Source organism: Arsenophonus endosymbiont of Aphis craccivora, from assembly GCF_013460135.1.
Taxonomy (GTDB): domain Bacteria; phylum Pseudomonadota; class Gammaproteobacteria; order Enterobacterales; family Enterobacteriaceae; genus Arsenophonus; species Arsenophonus nilaparvatae.
Genome location: NZ_CP038155.1, coordinates 15,834 through 35,232 on the forward strand (window position 1 = coordinate 15,834; position 19,399 = coordinate 35,232).

General features: G+C 39.7%; 9 protein-coding genes, 4 tRNA genes and 8 pseudogenes. 15 read left to right on the plus strand and 6 right to left on the minus strand.

The window, feature by feature from the left end; genetic code table 11:
- Positions 1 to 37: 37 nt before the first annotated feature.
- Together E3U36_RS00080 and rnm are read right to left on the minus strand one after the other, a co-directional pair.
- A complete protein-coding gene (locus E3U36_RS00080; RefSeq protein ID WP_180816704.1) occupies positions 38 to 658 on the minus strand; it encodes an L-threonylcarbamoyladenylate synthase in 621 nt (206 codons plus the stop codon).
- A gap of 121 nt (positions 659 to 779) precedes the next feature.
- Entirely contained in the window at positions 780 to 1,637 is an 858-nt protein-coding gene (rnm, locus tag E3U36_RS00085) for an RNase RNM (protein WP_180816705.1), read from the minus strand.
- Between the two features lie 312 nt (positions 1,638 to 1,949).
- Here rnm and E3U36_RS00090 point away from each other — a divergent pair.
- The 6 genes and pseudogenes from E3U36_RS00090 to trpA all read left to right on the plus strand — a co-directional run.
- Positions 1,950 to 3,524: pseudogene (locus E3U36_RS00090) on the plus strand (anthranilate synthase component 1).
- The gene (locus E3U36_RS00095) at positions 3,524 to 4,102 is read left to right on the plus strand and encodes a glutamine amidotransferase-related protein (protein WP_180816706.1); all 579 of its coding nucleotides are present in this window, start codon (positions 3,524 to 3,526) and stop codon (positions 4,100 to 4,102) included. The pseudogene E3U36_RS00090 and the gene E3U36_RS00095 overlap by 1 nt, the downstream one beginning before the upstream one ends.
- A gap of 11 nt (positions 4,103 to 4,113) precedes the next feature.
- Complete coding sequence (gene trpD / locus E3U36_RS00100) at positions 4,114 to 5,121, plus strand: anthranilate phosphoribosyltransferase (protein WP_180816707.1); 1,008 nt, start codon at positions 4,114 to 4,116, stop codon at positions 5,119 to 5,121.
- A pseudogene (gene trpCF, locus E3U36_RS00105) lies at positions 5,121 to 6,486 on the plus strand (bifunctional indole-3-glycerol-phosphate synthase TrpC/phosphoribosylanthranilate isomerase TrpF). Before trpD ends, trpCF begins: the two are co-directional and overlap by 1 nt.
- Before the next feature lie 50 nt (positions 6,487 to 6,536).
- A pseudogene (gene trpB, locus E3U36_RS00110) lies at positions 6,537 to 7,719 on the plus strand (tryptophan synthase subunit beta).
- Positions 7,719 to 8,363 (plus strand): annotated as a pseudogene (gene trpA, locus E3U36_RS00115) (tryptophan synthase subunit alpha); the annotation flags it as partial. The pseudogenes trpB and trpA, both read left to right, overlap by 1 nt.
- Before the next feature lie 57 nt (positions 8,364 to 8,420).
- Here the strand turns inward: trpA and E3U36_RS00120 are convergent.
- Positions 8,421 to 9,344: an IS5 family transposase gene (locus E3U36_RS00120; protein WP_180816040.1), complete on the minus strand. Its 924-nt coding sequence runs from the start codon at positions 9,342 to 9,344 to the stop codon at positions 8,421 to 8,423.
- A 70-nt stretch (positions 9,345 to 9,414) separates the two neighbouring features.
- A pseudogene (locus tag E3U36_RS00130) lies at positions 9,415 to 9,990 on the minus strand (PTS transporter subunit EIIC); the annotation flags it as partial.
- A gap of 75 nt (positions 9,991 to 10,065) precedes the next feature.
- On the opposite strand from E3U36_RS00130, the gene E3U36_RS00135 reads away from it, so the two are divergent.
- Positions 10,066 to 10,989 (plus strand): IS5 family transposase, encoded by a 924-nt coding sequence (locus E3U36_RS00135; RefSeq protein ID WP_180815966.1) that lies wholly within the window; start codon positions 10,066 to 10,068, stop codon positions 10,987 to 10,989.
- 56 nt (positions 10,990 to 11,045) lie between these two features.
- Here the strand turns inward: E3U36_RS00135 and E3U36_RS00140 are convergent.
- Positions 11,046 to 11,225 (minus strand): annotated as a pseudogene (locus E3U36_RS00140) (hypothetical protein); the annotation flags it as partial.
- 348 nt (positions 11,226 to 11,573) lie between these two features.
- Between E3U36_RS00140 and nagB the strand changes: the two are divergent.
- The 7 genes and pseudogenes from nagB (at position 11,574) to E3U36_RS00175 (ending at position 15,750) form a co-directional block, all read left to right on the plus strand.
- Positions 11,574 to 12,382 (plus strand): annotated as a pseudogene (nagB, locus tag E3U36_RS00145) (glucosamine-6-phosphate deaminase).
- 94 nt (positions 12,383 to 12,476) lie between these two features.
- Positions 12,477 to 13,637: an N-acetylglucosamine-6-phosphate deacetylase gene (gene nagA, locus E3U36_RS00150; protein ID WP_180816710.1), complete on the plus strand. Its 1,161-nt coding sequence runs from the start codon at positions 12,477 to 12,479 to the stop codon at positions 13,635 to 13,637.
- Between the two features lie 15 nt (positions 13,638 to 13,652).
- Positions 13,653 to 14,873: pseudogene (locus E3U36_RS00155) on the plus strand (ROK family protein).
- 506 nt (positions 14,874 to 15,379) lie between these two features.
- Positions 15,380 to 15,456, plus strand: a tRNA-Met gene (locus tag E3U36_RS00160).
- A 5-nt stretch (positions 15,457 to 15,461) separates the two neighbouring features.
- Positions 15,462 to 15,546, plus strand: a tRNA-Leu gene (locus tag E3U36_RS00165).
- Between the two features lie 29 nt (positions 15,547 to 15,575).
- Positions 15,576 to 15,650, plus strand: a tRNA-Gln gene (locus tag E3U36_RS00170).
- A gap of 25 nt (positions 15,651 to 15,675) precedes the next feature.
- Positions 15,676 to 15,750: transfer RNA gene (locus E3U36_RS00175), tRNA-Gln, on the plus strand.
- A gap of 838 nt (positions 15,751 to 16,588) precedes the next feature.
- Here E3U36_RS00175 and ubiF read toward each other — a convergent pair.
- Entirely contained in the window at positions 16,589 to 17,770 is a 1,182-nt protein-coding gene (gene ubiF / locus E3U36_RS00180) for a 3-demethoxyubiquinol 3-hydroxylase (RefSeq protein WP_180816711.1), read from the minus strand.
- Positions 17,771 to 17,961: 191 nt separating this feature from the next.
- On the opposite strand from ubiF, the gene miaB reads away from it, so the two are divergent.
- Positions 17,962 to 19,398 (plus strand): tRNA (N6-isopentenyl adenosine(37)-C2)-methylthiotransferase MiaB, encoded by a 1,437-nt coding sequence (miaB, locus tag E3U36_RS00185; RefSeq protein WP_180816712.1) that lies wholly within the window; start codon positions 17,962 to 17,964, stop codon positions 19,396 to 19,398.
- The last annotated feature ends 1 nt before the right edge of the window (position 19,399 follow it).

The following is a 19,399-nucleotide window of genomic DNA, read 5'->3' on the forward strand; positions in this document are numbered from 1 at the left end:
ATACACCGTTTTTCTATTAACCTCATCTGAAGCTTTTTTATTCAAATGGTATCGTGGAACCCATTCCAACTCGGATGATATTTGGCATACTCTCTGTTAAATCAACTACAGTGGTTGGTTTTTCACTTAAATAACCAACATTTATAATCAAGTCAACTTGTTGACCAATTAAACTTTCTATCTCATATGATGAAGACTGAGCAAAATCTTCACCTGGCAATATTAAACTAGTCGATAGCAAAGGTTCGCCAATTCCGGCAAGCAGATCTCTGGCAATCGGATTATTGGGTAAACGTATGCCTATTGTTTTACGTTTTTTATTCATTATTCGACGTGGGACTTCTTTTGTTGCACGTAAAATAAAAGTGTAATGACCCGGTGTACTATTTTTAATCATTCTAAACACCTGATTATCTAGATAGGCATATTCAGCTATTTCAGATAAATCACGACACATTAGGGTAAAATTGTGGCGGGAATCCAATTGACTTAGGCGACAAATTTGCATAAGTGCGTTTTTATTATCTAACTTACAGCCCATTGCATAGCCGGAATCAGTAGGATAAACAATAATGCCACCTTTGTTTAATATTTCTATACATTGGTTAATTAATCTAAGTTGCAGATTTTGTGGGTGAATATGGAGAGATTGTCCCATAAATGTTCTCTATATATTTATTTAATCACTATATTATTTAATTAAACTTGAAAATTCAGTTATCAATATACCTAAGCTGCTTACTATATAATATTTAAGCCTAAACGATAATCCCAAATTTTTATTGCCAGGTTTGCCAAATCGGTGTAACACCTGAGGGCAACCAAAGATTTCTACCTAGCTCAGTCCAGGCGCAGGGGCGATGAAAATCAGAACCGACCGAAGCATATAAATCATGTAGTCTAGCTAATTCAGTTAAATTTTTTCGTTCATCAGACAATTGTTGGCATTGAGCAATTTCAATCGCATCACCCTGTTGCTGTTTAAAATATAAAACTAACCTTTTTTGCCATTTTGCTGATAGCGAGTAGCGACCAGGATGTGCCAAGACAGCAACGCCTCCCGCTTGATGAATAACGTCTATGGCCTCATCAAGCTTACACCAATCAGCCGGGACGTAACCTGGTTTACCTCGGGTTAAATATTTTTTAAAAACTTGGCCGATACTTTTTTGTTTAGCATAATCCATAATATAACGCGCAAAATGGCTACGTGTCACCTGTCCACCGGCAGCATAAGCTTTAGCATTTTGCCAGGTATCAGGAATACCGAATTTTTCTAATTTATAGCCTATTTTTTCCGCACGCAGGTTACGCCGTGCTGTTTGCATTTCCAGTAAATGTTTAAGACAGTTTGCATCCAGATTAATGTTAAGACCGACGATATGAATTTCAATTTTTTCCCAAATTGTGGAAATTTCAACACCGGCAATTAATGTTAGCGGCTTACTTTTTTCATTAATATACTGCCATGCTGGCAAAATTCCATTAACTGTATCGTGATCAGTGATAGTTAATACATCGACCCCCATTAATACCGCTCTGTCTACTAATTCTAAGGGGGTGAGATCACCATCAGAAGCTTTTGTGTAACTATGTAGATCATAAATAACAGACAATTTCTCATTGTCGTGGGACAAAGCTTTATCCTCATTTACAGCTGACGATTATAGAAAAAATTCATAGTGTGGCATCAATTACTTGACACAATCCGAATGATCTAATTTACTAGTGCGGTGGTTAGCGATAGCGCTAACCTATCATGACATATTGCGAGGAAGAACAAAAATGAGATTGGTATTTTTTATCATCATTAAAATCAGTTTGTGGCAAAACTCCCTTAAATAGGCAGTTTCTTCCTGCGCGTGCATTAATAACGCAACACCAGATCAAGACCCGCCATGAAGCGGGTTTTTTTATAGCCAATTAATATAATATGAAAGGCAACCAATATGGAAAACATAGCAGTCAATCAAACAACTTTTCGCATATCAGAGAATAAAATTAATTATCAGCCTGAAGTTTGTCTGTTATTTCATCATTTATGCAGCAATCTCCCAGGCACACTATTGCTAGAGTCCGCTACCGTTAATAATAAGCAAAATCTACAAAGTATCCTGATCGTTGATAGTGCATTACGAATTACCGACAACCAACAGCAAGTTACTTTTGCCGCTCTTAGCACTAATATAAATGCACTCTTAAGCCATATTTACACCGCTCTACCCAGTGAATTAGAAAATAGCAAATCGGATGGTCAATTAGTAGTTAATTATCCCCCAATAGAGCCACATCTTGACGAAGATAGCCGGCTAAAAGCAACTTCATCCTTTGATGGGCTACGTTTGATTTATAATTTAGCCAAACATAACACTATTGATGCAGATAAAATTCTGTTAGCGGGGTTATTCGCTTACGATTTAGTTGCTTATTTTGAAAATTTACCACCAGTAGCAAAATCAAATCGCTGTCCTGATTACTGTCTCTATTTAGCTGAACATTATATTGTGATCGAGCACCAAAAACAGTCTGCAAAACTGATAAGCTGTCAATTTTTAACAAAACAATCTATTGCTAATACGATATTAAACCGTCATCAAGCAATTATTACAGCCTGTCAGCAGCAACCTCTACTCCCCTTACCAATCGCAGCTGAGCTAGCAATACCTTTAGTAGTCAATAAAAACGATAATGAATATTACCAGATTATTGAAAAACTAAAAAAATACATCTATCAAGGTGATATTTTTCAAGTAGTACCTTCACGTACATTGATGTTGCCATGTACCGCACCATTAAGCGCCTATCAACGCCTTACAATACAAAATCCCAGCCCTTACATGTTTTATATGCAGGATCAAGAATTTACCCTATTTGGCGCATAGCCTGAAAGCGCACTCAAATATGACGCCAAAAGTCGACCAATTGAAATATATCCAATCGCCGGAACTCGGCCAAGAGGACGTAATGAACTAGGCGAAATAGATGCTGATTTAGATAGTAAAATTGAACTGGCGCGGCGAACCGATCCGAAAGAACTGGCTGAACATATTATGTTAGTTGATTTGGCCCGCAATGACTTGGCGCGGATTTGTCAGCCGGGTAGTCGATATGTTGCCAACTTAAACTATGTTGATCGTTATTCCCATGTTATGCACCTCATTTCGCGGGTAGTTGGTAAATTAAGGGCTGATCTGGATATATTACATGCTTATCAAGCTTGTATGAATATGGGTACTTTAACTGGCGCGCCTAAAATCAAAGCAATGACACTTATTGCTGGCTATGAAAATGAAAATCGAGGCAGCTATGGTGGTGCAATTGGCTACTTTAAGGGCAGTGGAGATTTTGACTCCTGCATTGTTATTCGTGCTGCTTATATTGAAGACAATATTGCCACTATCCAAGTCGGTGCTGGCGTGGTATTAGATTCGGATCCGCAATCTGAAGCGGACGAGACGCGCAATAAAGCCCAGGCAGTTATCAACGCCATTATGCAATCTCATCAAACCCAGGAGAGCAGCTAATGGCTAATATTTTGCTACTTGATAATATTGATTCTTTTACTTATAACTGGGTCGATCAATTAAGAGTATTAGGTCATACAGTCACTATCTATCGCAATACGCTGCCGAAAGCTATCATCGAGCGCCAGCTTAAAATGATGTCTCAGCCTGTACTAATGCTCTCTCCTGGCCCCGGTAGACCTGCCGATGCTGGCTGTATGCCTGCACTTTTGCCATCAGTATTAGGTCAAATACGCGTGATTGGTATTTGCCTTGGTCATCAAGCAATTATTGAAGCTTATGGCGGAAAAATTTCATGCGCTAAAGATATCATGCACGGCAAATCATCATTAGCGATACATGATGATCAACTTATGTTCCGTGATCTGACAAATCCACTACCAATTGCACATTACCATTCTCTGATTGGTGAAAAAATTCCTGCTGATTTGCTCATTAATGCTCACTGCCAAGGTGCAGTAATGGCAGTACGGCATAACCAACATAAAGTCTGCGGATTTCAATTCCATACCGAGTCAATTTTAACAACTAATGGAACCTCTTTATTAACACAAACCCTATTATGGGCATTAAATTAAGGAGCAGCAAAATGCAATTTATTTTGGATAAATTATTTAATGCACAAATACTGACACAACAAGACAGTCATTTACTTTTCAGCGCCATGATGCGAGGTGAATTAACGGAGCCTCAAGTAGCCGGTGCATTGATCAGCATGAAAATCCGCGGGGAAGCACCAAATGAAATTGTTGGTGCCGCGCTAGCTTGTTTAGAAAATGCGCAACCGTTTCCTCGGCCTAATTACGATTTCTGCGATATCGTAGGTACTGGTGGCGATCACAGCAATAGTATTAATATTTCCACTGCCAGTGCTTTTGTTGCCGCCGAGTGTGGATTAAAAATTGCTAAACACGGCAATCGTAGTATTTCAAGTCGCTCCGGATCATCTGATTTATTGGCATCTTTCGGCATTACTCTCGATATGCCGCCAAACTCAGCTCGGCGTGCTTTAGATGAGATCGGAATATGTTTTTTATTCGCACCACAATATCACCAAGGATTTCGCTATGCTGCACCGATTCGTCGTCAATTAAAAACGCGTACTCTATTTAATATTCTTGGCCAGCTAATCAATCCAGCTAAACCGCCAATTTCACTTATTGGTGTTTATGATCCTAAGCTAATTTTATTTATTGCTAAGACATTGCAATTAATAGGATATAAACGTGCTGCTGTTGTTCATAGTGGCGGTATGGATGAAGTTGCCTTACATGCCCCTATTCAAGGGGCTGAATTAAAACAAGATGAAATTTTAACTTACCAGCTAACGGCTCAAGATTTTGGCTTACCAACCTACTCTCTATCAGAATTAACTGGCGGCTCTGTTGATAAAAATTATCAACTTATTACCACATTGTTACAGGGTCACGGGAAGCCAGCCCATGCTAACACCGTTGCTGCCAATGTCGCATTACTGATGAAGCTTAATAACCATGAAGATCTAAAAACCAATACCGATTTTGCTTTGCGGATTATTGGTAGTGGAAAAGCCTATCAACGGTTAACCACACTAGCCAACAGGAGGAAGTTTCACTAATGCAAGCGACTATTTTACAAAAAATTATTGCAGATAAGATGACATATTTAGCGGCAAGAAAATTAAAGCAACCATTAATTAGCTTTATTGGGCAAATTACGCCAAGTGAACGCCATTTTTATACTGCTCTTTCGAAAAGCTATCCGGCATTTATTCTGGAATGTAAAAAGGCTTCACCATCGAAAGGCATTATTCGTCATCACTTTGATCCTGTACAAATTGCTAAAGATTACCAACATTATGCAACAGCAATATCAGTGTTAACTGATGAAAAATATTTTCACGGCAGTTTTGATTACTTACACCTGGTGAGTAACACTGTGCCACAACCAATTTTGTGCACAGACTTTATTATTGATCCCTACCAAATCTATTTAGCTCGCTTTTACCAGGCTGACGCTATCTTATTGATGCGATCAATATTATATGACCAAACCTATCAATCTTTAGCGGCACTGGCGAATAAATTAAAGATGGGCATTCTTACTGAAGTGAGTAACGAAGAAGAGCTAAAACGAGCGGTTAGGTTAAAAGCCAATATTGTCGGTATCAATAATCGTGATCTTCGCGATCTGTCAATTGATCTAAATCGCACTAAATAATTTGCCCCACAATTAGTCGGAAAAACATTAGTCATCAGTGAATCCGGTATTGATAGCCACCAACAAATTCGTCAACTCAGTAAACAAGTTAATGGTTTTTTGATCGGCAGCGCATTAATGGGTGAAGAAAATTTAATGTTAGCTATTCGTCGGCTCATTATTGGTGACAATAAAGTTTGTGGTCTTACTCGCCCACAAGATGCCCAAAGCGCTTATCAAGTGGGGGCGATTTATGGCGGTTTAATTTTTGCAGACAAATCGCCACGCAAAGTAACACTTGAGCAAGCAAGAGCCGTTATAACCGCAGCCCCTCTTAACTATGTTGGCGTTTTTCAACACCAGGTAAATTACATTAATCGCTGAAATTAGTCATCAGTTAAATTTATTTGCCGTCCAGTTGCATGGTTATAAAACAGCTGCTGACATTCAGCAACTTCGTTCTTTATTACCCACAAATTGCGAAATATGGCAAGCAGTTAATATGGCTCAATCACCACCTTGTTTCAACGCAAAAAATATCGATCGCTATTTACTTGATTATGGTGAAGGTGGCACAGGCAAAACTTTTGATTGGTCCAAACTACCTGAGAAACATCTTGATAAAATTATGTTAGCCGGTGGATTAAATGCGGACAACTGCCAACAAGCAGCTGCGTTAGGCTGCTTAGGCCTTGATTTCAATTCTGGTGTTGAACAGCGGCCTGGCATAAAAAGTTGCCATAAATTACAGATTAACTTTGAAAAATTGTTTGATTATTTATAAGCGTAACAATCAAATTAACAATTTAACGATCAGAACAACGGAATAAAGTAATGAGTAAATTAAATCCCTATTTTGGCCAATTTGGTGGTCAATATGTGCCTGAAATTCTTATTCCCGCACTTAACGAACTGGAACAGGCTTTCATCGAAGCCCAGCAAGATGATACGTTTCAACAACAATTTCACGATCTATTACAAAATTACGCTGGCCGTCCCCCCGCCTTAACGCTATGTCGCAATTTAACCATCGGTACTAAAACTAAACTTTATCTAAAACGAGAAGATCTATTGCATTGCGGCGCACATAAAACAAATCAAGTGTTAGGCCAGGCTTTATTAGCCAAACGGATGGGCAAAACTGAAATTATTGCAGAAACTGGCGCTGGACAACATGCCGTTGCTACAGCACTGGCTTGCGCATTACTTGGGCTTAAATGTCGCATCTATATGGGAGAGAAAGATGTCCAACGCCAATTGCCCAATGTATTTCGGATGCAATTATTGGGAGCTAAAGTTATTACGGTAAATAATGGCTCAGCAACCTTAAAAGACGCCTGCAATGAAGCCTTGAGAGATTGGTCAGCCAGTTATAGCAACACCCACTATTTACTTGGCACCGCAGCCGGGCCCCATCCCTATCCAACGCTAGTACGCGAGTTTCAACGTATGATTGGCGATGAAGCCAAAGTTAGCTAGAGAAGGACGACTACCCGATGCCGTAATTGCTTGCGTTGGCGGAGGCTCTAACGCTATCGGATTATTCACAGCGTTTAAATCAGAGCAAAATGTACGTCTAATTGGGGTTGAGCCAGCCGGTCTAGGTATCGACTCTGGCGCCCATGGTGCACCATTAAAACATGGTCGGCTTGGTATTTACTTTGGTATGAAATCTCATCTAATGCAAACCGATGAAGGCCAAATTAAAGAGTCTTATTCTATTTCTGCCGGGTTAGATTTTCCTTCAGTAGAAACAGAGCATACTTATTTAAATAGTATTGGCCGTGCTGATTATGTCTCAATTACCGATAATGAAGCGTTATCGGAATTTAAAAAACTGGTTAATCATGAAGGTATTATCACAGCTTTAGAGTCGTCACACGCCCTGGCTTACGCCTTAAAAATGATTGAAGCAGAACCGGAAAAAGAACAACTACTGATTGTTAATATCTCCGGCCGTGGAGATAAAGATATTTTTACTGTACAGGCTATTTTGCAAGCCAAAGGAGAGATCTAATGGAGCGTTATCAGCAACTGTTTAACACCTTAAATGCTAAAAATCAGGCCGCATTCGTCCCATTCCTCACTTTAGGAGATCCCAATGCAGAAATGTCATTAAAAATTATTGATACATTAATTGAAGCAAAAGCTGATGCATTAGAGATTGGTATCCCTTTTTCTGATCCATTGGCTGATGGTCCAACGATTCAAAAGGCCAATTTACGCGCACTTAATGCCAACATCACACCAACATCCTGTTTTGAGTTATTATCACAGATCCGAAAAAAGCACCCTTTGATTCCTATTGGCTTATTAGTTTATGCAAATCTGATTTTTAACTATGGTATTGATAACTTTTACGCTCAATGTCAGAATGCCGGCATTGATTCCGTTTTAATCGCCGATGTACCGATGAATGAGTCCCTGCCATTTCGCACTTCAGCGTTGCAACATAATATTGCACCAATCTTTATTTGTCCTCCTAATGCTGATGACGATCTTCTACGCCAAATTGCTTTATATGGTCGTGGCTATACTTATCTACTCTCGCGTTCAGGTGTAACAGGCACAGAAAAAAAAGCCAATATTCCAGCTAGCCAGTTATTAACCAAGCTACAAGCCTACCATGCCGCCCCACCACTGTTAGGTTTTGGTATTGCTAGGCTTTGTTGAATAAATCAGAATTAGCCGCCAGGATGGCTCCCTCTGCTACAGCTGTTATCCGATCCTGACGCTGTGTGGCATACCCAACAACGTCATACGGTTCAGCGCTTTGACCATCGCCATTGCTTCACCTACCTGAGCCTCATAGTCACGCAGCCTCAGATGGCCACCCAGCAAAGTTTTTATGCGGAACATCGCTGTTTCTGCCACTGAACGCCGGTGATAACCCACTTTCTTTTTCCACATATCATTACTCCTGCTCAGACGCTGATTCGCCACCGCATGGTTACGTTCATGGTACTTGTCCGGCCAGTATTTCGCTCCGCTTCGCGGCGGGATAAGGGGCCTGATTTTCTTTCTTAGCAACGCGTCGTGGCAGTAACAGGCGTCATAAGCACCGTCTGCTGACACTTCCCTGATTTTCCGGTGGGTTTGGTTAATCAGGCCCGGCAGTGCCTGCGCATCTGTCGTTCCGCTGAGCGATAAGTCGGCACAGATAATCTCATGAGTCACACTGTCTGCTGCCAGATGAAGCTTGCGCCACACTCTTCGTCTGTCAGCCCCATGCTGCCTGACTTTCCATTCACCTTCGCCAAAGACCTTCAGACCGGTACTGTCGATGACCAGATGCGAGATTTCACCACGCGTTGGCGTTTTTATGCTGATGTTGACGCTCTTTGCTCGTCTGCTGACCAGCGAGTAGTCCGGACAGCACAGCGGCAAAGACATGAGTTTAAAAATCGAATCAACGAAGCCCTGTAATGCCCGGAGCGACAGGTTAAACACACGCTTCATCATCAGGACAGTGGTAACAGCCATATCGCTGTAGTAAAGCGGCCGGCCACGACCTTCAGGCGAAGAACTGTCAGTCCATCCAGCGATGGCCGACTCATCAAGCCAGACCGTCAGGGAACCGCGTTGTCTGAGTGCCTTGTTGTACGCGGGCCAGTTGGTAATTTTAAACTTTTGCTTTGCCATGGGGACCTGATGTTGAAACGAATTTAGCGATCAGCTCCGCCAATCACCTAAAAGTTCGATTTATTCAACAAAGCCCTTTTTCGGCTAAACCTGTAGCTAACGATTTAGCGCCAGCCAAAAAGTTAGGAATATCATTAATACCCACCACATCAAACCAAAATACTGAATTTAATGCATGATGTAATCCAACCGAGATTAATAGACGATTAAAAAAAGCATAAATACCGGCACCTAATGAACCCAAATCTTTAATATTTTCACCAAACAGTACTAATGCATTATAGATAAATGGCCAAACATACATCAGAACGAAAGATAACAGGATCATCAAAAATGAAGTCAATATAGGTACTAAACGGCGGCCACTAAAGAACGAAAATGCTTTCGGTAACTCGACACCGCTATAGCGATTATAAAGTTCCGCCGCCAATACACCAACCAATATCCCAACAAACTGATTATTAATTTTACTAAATGCTGCAGGAACTTGCTCGATAGCAATACCCATAATCATCGAATAAGCCGTTGGTGAACATAGGGTTGTTACCACTAAAAAACCGACAAAACCGGTTAATGCCGCCGAACCATCTTTATCTTTTGATAAACCATACGCAACGCCAATTGCAAATAATATTGACATATTATCGGCTTTGTTGAATAAATCGAACTTTTAGGTGATTGGCGGAGCTGATCGCTAAATTCGTTTCAACATCAGGTCCCCATGGCAAAGCAAAAGTTTAAAATTACCAACTGGCCCGCGTACAACAAGGCACTCAGACAACGCGGTTCCCTGACGGTCTGGCTTGATGAGTCGGCCATCGCTGGATGGACTGACAGTTCTTCGCCTGAAGGTCGTGGCCGGCCGCTTTACTACAGCGATATGGCTGTTACCACTGTCCTGATGATGAAGCGTGTGTTTAACCTGTCGCTCCGGGCATTACAGGGCTTCGTTGATTCGATTTTTAAACTCATGTCTTTGCCGCTGTGCTGTCCGGACTACTCGCTGGTCAGCAGACGAGCAAAGAGCGTCAACATCAGCATAAAAACGCCAACGCGTGGTGAAATCTCGCATCTGGTCATCGACAGTACCGGTCTGAAGGTCTTTGGCGAAGGTGAATGGAAAGTCAGGCAGCATGGGGCTGACAGACGAAGAGTGTGGCGCAAGCTTCATCTGGCAGCAGACAGTGTGACTCATGAGATTATCTGTGCCGACTTATCGCTCAGCGGAACGACAGATGCGCAGGCACTGCCGGGCCTGATTAACCAAACCCACCGGAAAATCAGGGAAGTGTCAGCAGACGGTGCTTATGACGCCTGTTACTGCCACGATGCGTTGCTAAGAAAGAAAATCAGGCCCCTTATCCCGCCGCGAAGCGGAGCGAAATACTGGCCGGATAAGTACCATGAACGTAACCATGCGGTGGCGAATCAGCGTCTGAGCAGGAGTAATGATATGTGGAAAAAGAAAGTGGGTTATCACCGGCGTTCAGTGGCAGAAACAGCGATGTTCCGCATAAAAACTTTGCTGGGTGGCCATCTGAGCCTGCGTGACTATGAGGCTCAGGTAGGTGAAGCAATGGCGATGGTCAAAGCGCTGAACCGTATGACGTTGTTGGGTATGCCACACAGCGTCAGGATCGGATAACAGCTGTAGCAGAGGGAGCCATCCTGGCGGCTAATTCTGATTTATTCAACAAAGCCCATATTATCTATAATTGCTGAACCTGATTTCATCAGTAAAGCAGCAATAGTACTATTAGCTCCCCAGCCATTAGGATCGATCCAATAACCGATCCCCATTAAAATCGCAGCGGCAGGCAGCACAGCGACAGGCACCATCAAAGCACGGCCTATTCGCTGTAAATAACTTAACACATTCACTATGTTTTCCCCTTGAATAACCTCATTACTGAGATCTTATTGCTAAATATTATAAATATTCAATTTTTTGCATATATTATCATTAAGTAATTCAGACCCAATTATTTTGCATCACAAATTATGTCAGCTAAAGTTGTGATAAAAGTCTAAATATGACCCTGTTATTTGACTAAAATAGTGGCTAAACAAAAAACTTTTTTTTCATGAAAAATATCTTCTTTTACTAGAATTCAGGCGTTAATAAATAGACAATCTTTGAGTTATAAAAACTCAAGTAATAACAAAGAATAATACAAAATTATTAAAATATAGCTGATATGAAACAAAATTAAGTGAGGTAAAAAAATAATGAGGCTTATTCCTCTAACAGCAGCAAAAGATGTCGGTCTTTTTTCCGCCAATTACATTGCAAACAAAATTAATCAATTTAATCCAACGGATACACATCCATTTGTATTAGGGCTGCCCACAGGCGGAACACCACTAGCTACCTACCATGAGCTAATTAATCTCTATAAAGCAGGTAAAATTAGTTTTAAACATGTAGTTACTTTTAATATGGATGAATATGTCGGCATCCCAAAAAATCATCCACAAAGCTATCATACTTTCATGTATGAAAATCTGTTTAACCATATTGATATTACAAAAAATAATATTAATTTACTCGACGGTAATGCAAAAGATATCGACGCTGAATGCAAACGTTACGAAAATAAAATTAAGTCTTATGGTAAAATACATCTATTTATGGGAGGCGTTGGTAGTGATGGCCATATTGCTTTCAACGAACCTGCTTCATCTCTTTCTTCTCGCACCCGGATCAAAACGTTAACACCAGAAACCCGACAGGCAAATTCTCGTTTTTTTGATAACAATATTGATATGGTGCCTAAATATGCTGTCACTGTTGGGGTAGGGGAACCCTACTTGATGCGGAAGAAATTTTAATCTTAGCAACCGGTGCAAATAAAGCATTAGCCGTTGAGGCTGCGTTCGAAGGTTCGATTAACCATATGTGGACGATTAGCTGCCTACAAATGCATGCAAAATCGGCTTTAGTTTGTGATGAACCAGCAACCATTGAGCTAAAAGTAAAAACTTTAAAATATTTTTGTCAATTAGAATCTGACATCATTAATCAATTTGCTAGTTAAATTAAAATAGCAAAATTCAATATAATAAACAAAAAAATACAAAAAATTCGATAAATTATACTATTTTTTAGCCATTATAGAAAAGTAAAATATCATGTATGCATTAATCAACTGCATTATTTACACAGGTTATGAACGACTGGACAATCATGCTGTTATTATTGAAAAAAAACAGATAAAACAAGTTTGTCCAATTGCAGAATTACCTCAGGATATTGAAATTCATGATTTACAAAATGCGATCCTAGCGCCGGGATTTATTGATCTACAAGTTAATGGCTGCGGTGGTGTACAGTTCAATGATAATCCAGCAAATATCTATATTCAGACGCTGGAAATTATGCAAAAAACAAATGAACGAAATGGCTGTACCAGCTTCCTGCCTACATTGATCACCAGCCCTGATCCGCTGATTAAAACAGCAATAGAGACGATGCGTGACTACCTGGCCAAATATAAAAACCAAGCATTAGGGCTACATATTGAAGGGCCTTACATTAACCCAGTCAAAAAAGGTACCCACAATGTTGAATATATTCGTCAGCCTTCTGCCGAAATGATCAACTATCTATGTCAAAATGCCGATGTGATCACTAAAATTACCTTAGCACCAGAAATAGTTGCAGAAAAATATATTCACCAATTAGTTGAAGCCGGTATTGTTGTTTCAGCAGGCCATTCCAATGCCACTTATGAAGAAGCACAAAATGGCTTCAAGGCAGGTATTCAATTCTCAACCCATATTTTCAATGCCATGCCTGCTATTTCAGGTCGAGCCCCGGGATTAGTGGGTGCTATTTACAACACTCCTAATGTATATGCAGGAATTATTGCCGATGGATTACATGTTCACTGGGCTAATATTCGTGACAGTAAACAATTAAAAGGCGATAAATTAGTTCTAGTAACAGATGCCACCGCACCTGCTGGCCTGGATTCTAATGGCAGTGAAATGGATTATTTTACCTTTGCTAGTAAAACCATATATTATCGCGATGGATTATGTGTTGATAAAAATGGTACATTAAGTGGTTCATCCTTAACGATTATAGATGCTGTCAAAAATATCGTTGAACATGTAGGTATTGCATTAGATGAAGCATTACGAATGGCCACACTTTATCCAGCTCGTGCTATTGTTGTTGACAAAAAACTTGGGAGCATAGAAAAAGATAAAGTTGCAAACCTTATCGTATTTGATCACGACTTCATCATCCGCAAAACCATTCTTAATGGCCGTGAAATAAAACTGTAACGAGCATATATACTGATGAGTAACAATTACATCTTGAAGCAAATTGGTAATATTGATTTAGTTAAACAATTAAATAGTGCTGTTGTATATCGAATTATTGATCAAAATGGCCCTATTTCTCGAATTCAGATCTCAGAACAAAGCCAGTTGGCGCCTGCTAGTGTAACCAAAAGAACCCGCCAACTACTGGAGCGTGGTTTAATTAAAGAAGTCGCTCAACAAGCCTCTACCGGTGGTCGCCGACCAATTTCAATTATTTCTGAACATCATATTTTTCATAGCATCGGTGTCAGATTAGGCCGTCGTGACTGTACATTAGCGCTTTGCGCCTTAAACGGCAAAATGCTCGCCGAAGCGCATTCACCCTTACCAGAAACCGGTCAACAAGAAACAGAAAATCATTTAATTGCCGCCATTTAAAATTTCATTCAACAACATCAACGCCCTAATCGCTAGTTGATTGCTATTTCAGTTATTTTACCTGGCTTAGTCAATCCACAAGCAGGAATTGTCCATTATATGCCCCATATAAAAGTACATAACTGGCAATTGCTGCGTAATCTGAAAGAGCATTTCAAAATAACCTCTTTTATCGGTCACGACATTCGTAGTTTTGCACTGGCAGAACATTATTTCGGCGCTACACAAAATTGCGCCGATTCAATTTTTGTACGCATCCATCATGGCGCTGGTGCAGGTGTGGTTATGGGTGGTGAAATTTTATTGAACAACCGTTACAATCTGGGTGAAATTGGCCATATACAAATAGATCCATTAGGAGAACGTTGCCATTGTGGTAACTTTGGTTGTCTAGAAACCGTTGCAGCTAATAGCGCTATTGAAAATAGAATTAGGCAACAACTTGACCAAAATTATCCGAGCCAATTAAAATCAAATAACTGTTCTATTAAAGCAATTTGCCAGGCGGCAAATAAAAACGATCCGTTAGCAATTGAAGTAATTAAACACGTAGGCCATCATCTTGGTAAAGCAATTGCCATTATTATTAACCTATTTAATCCGCAAAAAGTGGTCATTGCAGGAGAAATTACAGCAGCTGAAAAAGTTCTCCTACCCGCCGTGCAAAACTGTATCAAAACCCAAGCGCTAAAAGATTTCCGCAATGATTTACCGATTGTTACTTCACAACTGGTACATAATTCAGCTATTGGCGCTTTCGCCTTAACTAAACGTGCTATGTTAAATGGTGAACTTTTACAACATTTGCTTGAATAGCAATAGCGTTGTAATACATTTATCTATGCTTTTACTAGCGCGAATATAAAGAATTTATGGTGCCACTCACATTTATCTTTTATTTTAATAGACAACAGCAATTATTAATCACTGCAAACTAGCTGCATAGATATACAATATTACGCGCTAATTTGTTTACTTTTGCCCACTGATAAGTTGCTCAATGGCCATCAACATTTTATCGCAAGATACCAATAAGATGCTTTTGGTTGTTAATGGAAATTATCACTACCATTGAAATAAAAAGCATCGCTTCACTTCATGAGCAAAAATATCTTAACATAATTAGCTTTTATATTTAACATATCAAGCTATTATTATTTGGCGACCACGTCGTTATTTTTTATCGATTTTATCGACAAAATGATTACAACCCAAACAAACAGATACTTTTCTGTAGAAATCGTAAAAAAATCAGTTGACGACTAGGGTCGATATACGCATAATTGCGCCCCGCAACGCCGATAAAGGTTATGCAAAAAGATGGCTACGTAGCTCAGCTGGTTAGAGCACAGCACTCATAATGCTGGGGTCACAGGTTCGATTCCCGTCGTAGCCACCATATTTGCGGGAGTGGCGAAATTGGTAGACGCACCAGATTTAGGTTCTGGCGCCGCAAGGTATGCGAGTTCAAGTCTCGCCTCCCGCACCATTATTTATAAAAATTATTTATATTCTCGTTGGGGTATCGCCAAACGGTAAGGCACCAGGTTTTGATCCTGGCATTCCCAGGTTACAATCCTGGTACCCCAGCCATATTATAGATATTAGTTTATCCAGTTGGGGTATAGCCAAGCGGTAAGGCACCAGGTTTTGATCCTGGCATTCCCAGGTTCGAATCCTGGTACCCCAGCCATCAGCTTTCAATTAGCTACAAAATTAAATAATTTTGCAAATAATTCAAAAAGAATATCCAGTAAGAATATTTTACTTTCCATAAATTAAATTTAAAAGCAACGATATGACATACTTAATGGCGTGATTTTTATCTAATTTAAATATGATTTAAAAATGTCGCTGACTGAAGGTGTACCACCAACAGCCAGCTAACTTAGTAAATTAGGCAAATCAAAAATCCCGAGCGGCATTGAATAAGAATAAGTTACATATAAAAAATGATTTTTTGTTAATAATGATTTACCGGCATATCTCTAGTATTTTAGTTAAACATGGCTAAGGGTAAAAAATCCCCAAAGTGAGATAACCTAAAAATCTAATTAAGAATTGTTTGATAATTTATTCAAACAATTACAAACCATCACAAAATAGCCATTAATTACTTTTTATTAATTATTGTAATACGCCTTTGTTTTGCCAAAAGCTTAGCTCTATAACCAGTTAAAGAAAAGGAAGTTGATGGTTGATAAGAATTAATAACGCCGCTGAAAAACAGCGGCGATCTACTTCAAACGCGTAAAATAAAAAGTATCAAAACATAGCTATTAATATCACAGTAACATGACAGAAATAGTAAAAAACATATGCCAAATTGGACTACCAACACCAGTAAAAACGATAAACTTTATGAATAAAAACAAACATCTAGACACAGTATAACACGTGAATCATAAAAAAATAACAAAAATAATGTTTTTTTGATCCATCTCACAATTTAATTAATCTTGACATTCTCTCAACCTGAAAAACAACGTTTTACAATATAACAGTCAAAAAATATCATAATCGACTTTATATTATAAACCTAAAGCATATTTAAGTAGCTTTTTCTTAACTGTATTTAGTTGTTGTACTAACATTAATGCTAAATTTCGGCCCGATTTCACACCCGCTAGCTGAGAACTAAACAGTGTATAAATAGCATCAATACCTGCCTGCATCAATTTGTTATCTGGCATCCTATCCTGTTGATAAGTCAGTAAAGTTTTTCGAGTATAAAAAGGTAATAAATAGGTTTTAGCATTAATAAATACTTGCAACAAACTATCAACATCACGGTAACCAAGATTAACGCCCTGACCAGCAAGTGGATTAATAGTATGAGCCGCATCGCCAATCAAAGCTAGCCCTTCTTCAACATAACGATTAGCATGATGGCGGGTCAGTGGAAAACTCGCTTTAGCAACAACTTGCAGTGAGCCAAAGCGAGCTGGGAAAGGTGCCATAATTTCTTGCTTAAGCTGCTCTAGGGACATAGCTTGCAGTTGTCTAATTCGGGCAGGTTTATCATACCAAACCAAACAGGCCCAATGATCAAATAACGGCAAAAATGCTCGCGGACCAGAAGGAAAAAATTGCTGCCAAGTAATATCCTGTTGCGGTTGCTCCATCTTAACTGTAATAAGCAGACATGATTGATTATATTGCCAACCGCTACTGCCAATGCCAGCTAAAGATCGCACCTGAGAACATGCGCCATCAGCCGCAATAATTAACTTTGCCGATAGTTGCTGATTATTACTTAAAGTTATTTCCCACTGTTGATTCTGACGCTGCATTGCTACCAATTTGGCGGGACATAACAAGCTAAGATTGGGATATTGAGAAAATTGCTGCCATAATGCCAATTGCAAAATACGGTTTTCAACCATATAACCCAGTTCAGGTAAACCAAGGCTGTCTGCTTCAAACATCACATGTGAGTTTTCCCATTCCCACGTTTCTAACCTTCGATAAGGGGCGGCACGCATATTTAAAACACTATCCCACACACCAAGTTGCTTAAGTAGATGCACCGAAGTATAACTTAGCGCTGAAACGCGTAAATCAGGCTGCTCTAACGGATCGAAAGGTGCAGGTTTAGTGTGTTCAAGTAACAGGATCTGCCAACCTTCTTTGGCTAATCCAATTGCCATGGCTGCACCTATCATACCGGCACCAACCACTACAATGTCATAATTTTCATCTATTCTATTCATATCAACTTAGCTATCAATAGTCATCAATCTAATAGTAGGCCTAGTTTTTCTTAAGTCATTTAATAATAATCTATCCAACATACTGTTCACCGATGCCCCAAACGAATACAATACATATCAAAATTTTCTAATTTAATACATAATGTTCCCAGTATGACAGATTTTGCTACTGAAAACTTCGGATATACAAAATGTTGACGAATAAAAAACTATACATTAGAACCTGGGGCTGCCAGATGAATGAATACGATTCATCAAAAATGGCTGACCTGCTCAACAGCACCCATGGATATCAATTAACAGAAATAGCCGAAGAAGCCGATATTCTACTGCTAAATACCTGCTCAATTCGCGAAAAAGCGCAAGAAAAAGTATTTCATCAATTAGGGCGTTGGAAAAATCTAAAAGATGTTAATCCCGATATTATTATTGGTGTTGGTGGTTGTGTCGCTTCACAGGAGGGGGATTTAATTCGTCAACGGGCTCCCAGTGTTGACATTATTTTTGGCCCACAGACTTTGCACCGTCTACCTGAGATGATCAATCAAGTCAAAGGTACACGTAGTCCAATCGTCGACATCAGTTTTCCTGAAATTGAAAAATTTGATCGATTACCGGAACCTCGAGCAGAAGGCCCTTCAGCTTATGTTTCCATTATGGAAGGCTGTAATAAATACTGTTCATTTTGTGTCGTTCCTTACACGCGTGGTGAGGAAGTCAGCCGACCCTGTGATGACGTTTTATTTGAAATCGCACAATTAGCTGCGCAAGGTGTGCGTGAAATTCACTTATTGGGTCAAAATGTCAATGCCTATCGTGGAACAACTTTTGACGGTGCAATTTGTTCATTTGCCGAATTATTACGTCTAGTTGCCGCCATTGACGGCGTTGATCGCATCCGTTTTACCACCAGTCATCCAATTGAATTTACCGACGATATTATTGCTGTCTATGAAGATACCCCTGAACTTGTTAGCTTCTTGCATCTTCCCGTTCAAAGTGGGTCAGATCGTATTTTGACTATGATGAAACGGTCTCATACAGCCCTTGAGTATAAAAGCATTATCCGAAAATTACGTAAAGCACGACCCAATATTCTTATTAGCTCAGATTTCATTATTGGTTTTCCGGGTGAAACAGAAGATGATTTTCAAAAAACCATGCAGCTTATTGCCGATGTTAATTTTGATATGAGTTTTAGTTTTATCTACTCACCACGCCCTGGTACCCCAGCTGCTAATTTACCTGACGATGTCTGCGAAGATGAAAAAAAACAACGCCTCTATCTACTTCAGCAACGTATTAATCAGCAAGCAATGAATTATAGCCGAACAATGTTGGGTAGCATTCAATGTATTCTGGTTGAAGGGCCTTCACGTAAAAATATTATGGAACTTTCCGGCCGTGCCGAAAATAATCGGGTGGTAAACTTCGAAGGTAGCCAAAATATGATCGGAAAGTTTGTTGATGTCGAAATTGTCGATGTCTATGCCAATTCTTTACGCGGTAAAGTAGTTAAAACAGAAGATAGTATGGCATTAAGGAGCCAAGAATCACCCGAATCGGTTATTGCACGTGCACGGACACGCAAAGAAGACGAGCTCGGTGTAGCAAATTACCAACCTTAAT

Excerpts from the sequence above, each read along its gene's own strand:
- E3U36_RS00080 (WP_180816704.1), bottom strand. The coding sequence starts at position 658 with ATGGGACAATCTCTCCATATTCACCCACAAAATCTGCAACTTAGATTA.
- E3U36_RS00095 (WP_180816706.1), top strand. The coding sequence starts at position 3,524 with ATGGCTAATATTTTGCTACTTGATAATATTGATTCTTTTACTTATAAC.
- trpD (WP_180816707.1), top strand. The coding sequence starts at position 4,114 with ATGCAATTTATTTTGGATAAATTATTTAATGCACAAATACTGACACAA.
- E3U36_RS00120 (WP_180816040.1), bottom strand. The coding sequence starts at position 9,344 with ATGGCAAAGCAAAAGTTTAAAATTACCAACTGGCCCGCGTACAACAAG.
- E3U36_RS00135 (WP_180815966.1), top strand. The coding sequence starts at position 10,066 with ATGGCAAAGCAAAAGTTTAAAATTACCAACTGGCCCGCGTACAACAAG.
- nagA (WP_180816710.1), top strand. The coding sequence starts at position 12,477 with ATGTATGCATTAATCAACTGCATTATTTACACAGGTTATGAACGACTG.
- ubiF (WP_180816711.1), bottom strand. The coding sequence starts at position 17,770 with ATGAATAGAATAGATGAAAATTATGACATTGTAGTGGTTGGTGCCGGT.
- miaB (WP_180816712.1), top strand. The coding sequence starts at position 17,962 with ATGTTGACGAATAAAAAACTATACATTAGAACCTGGGGCTGCCAGATG.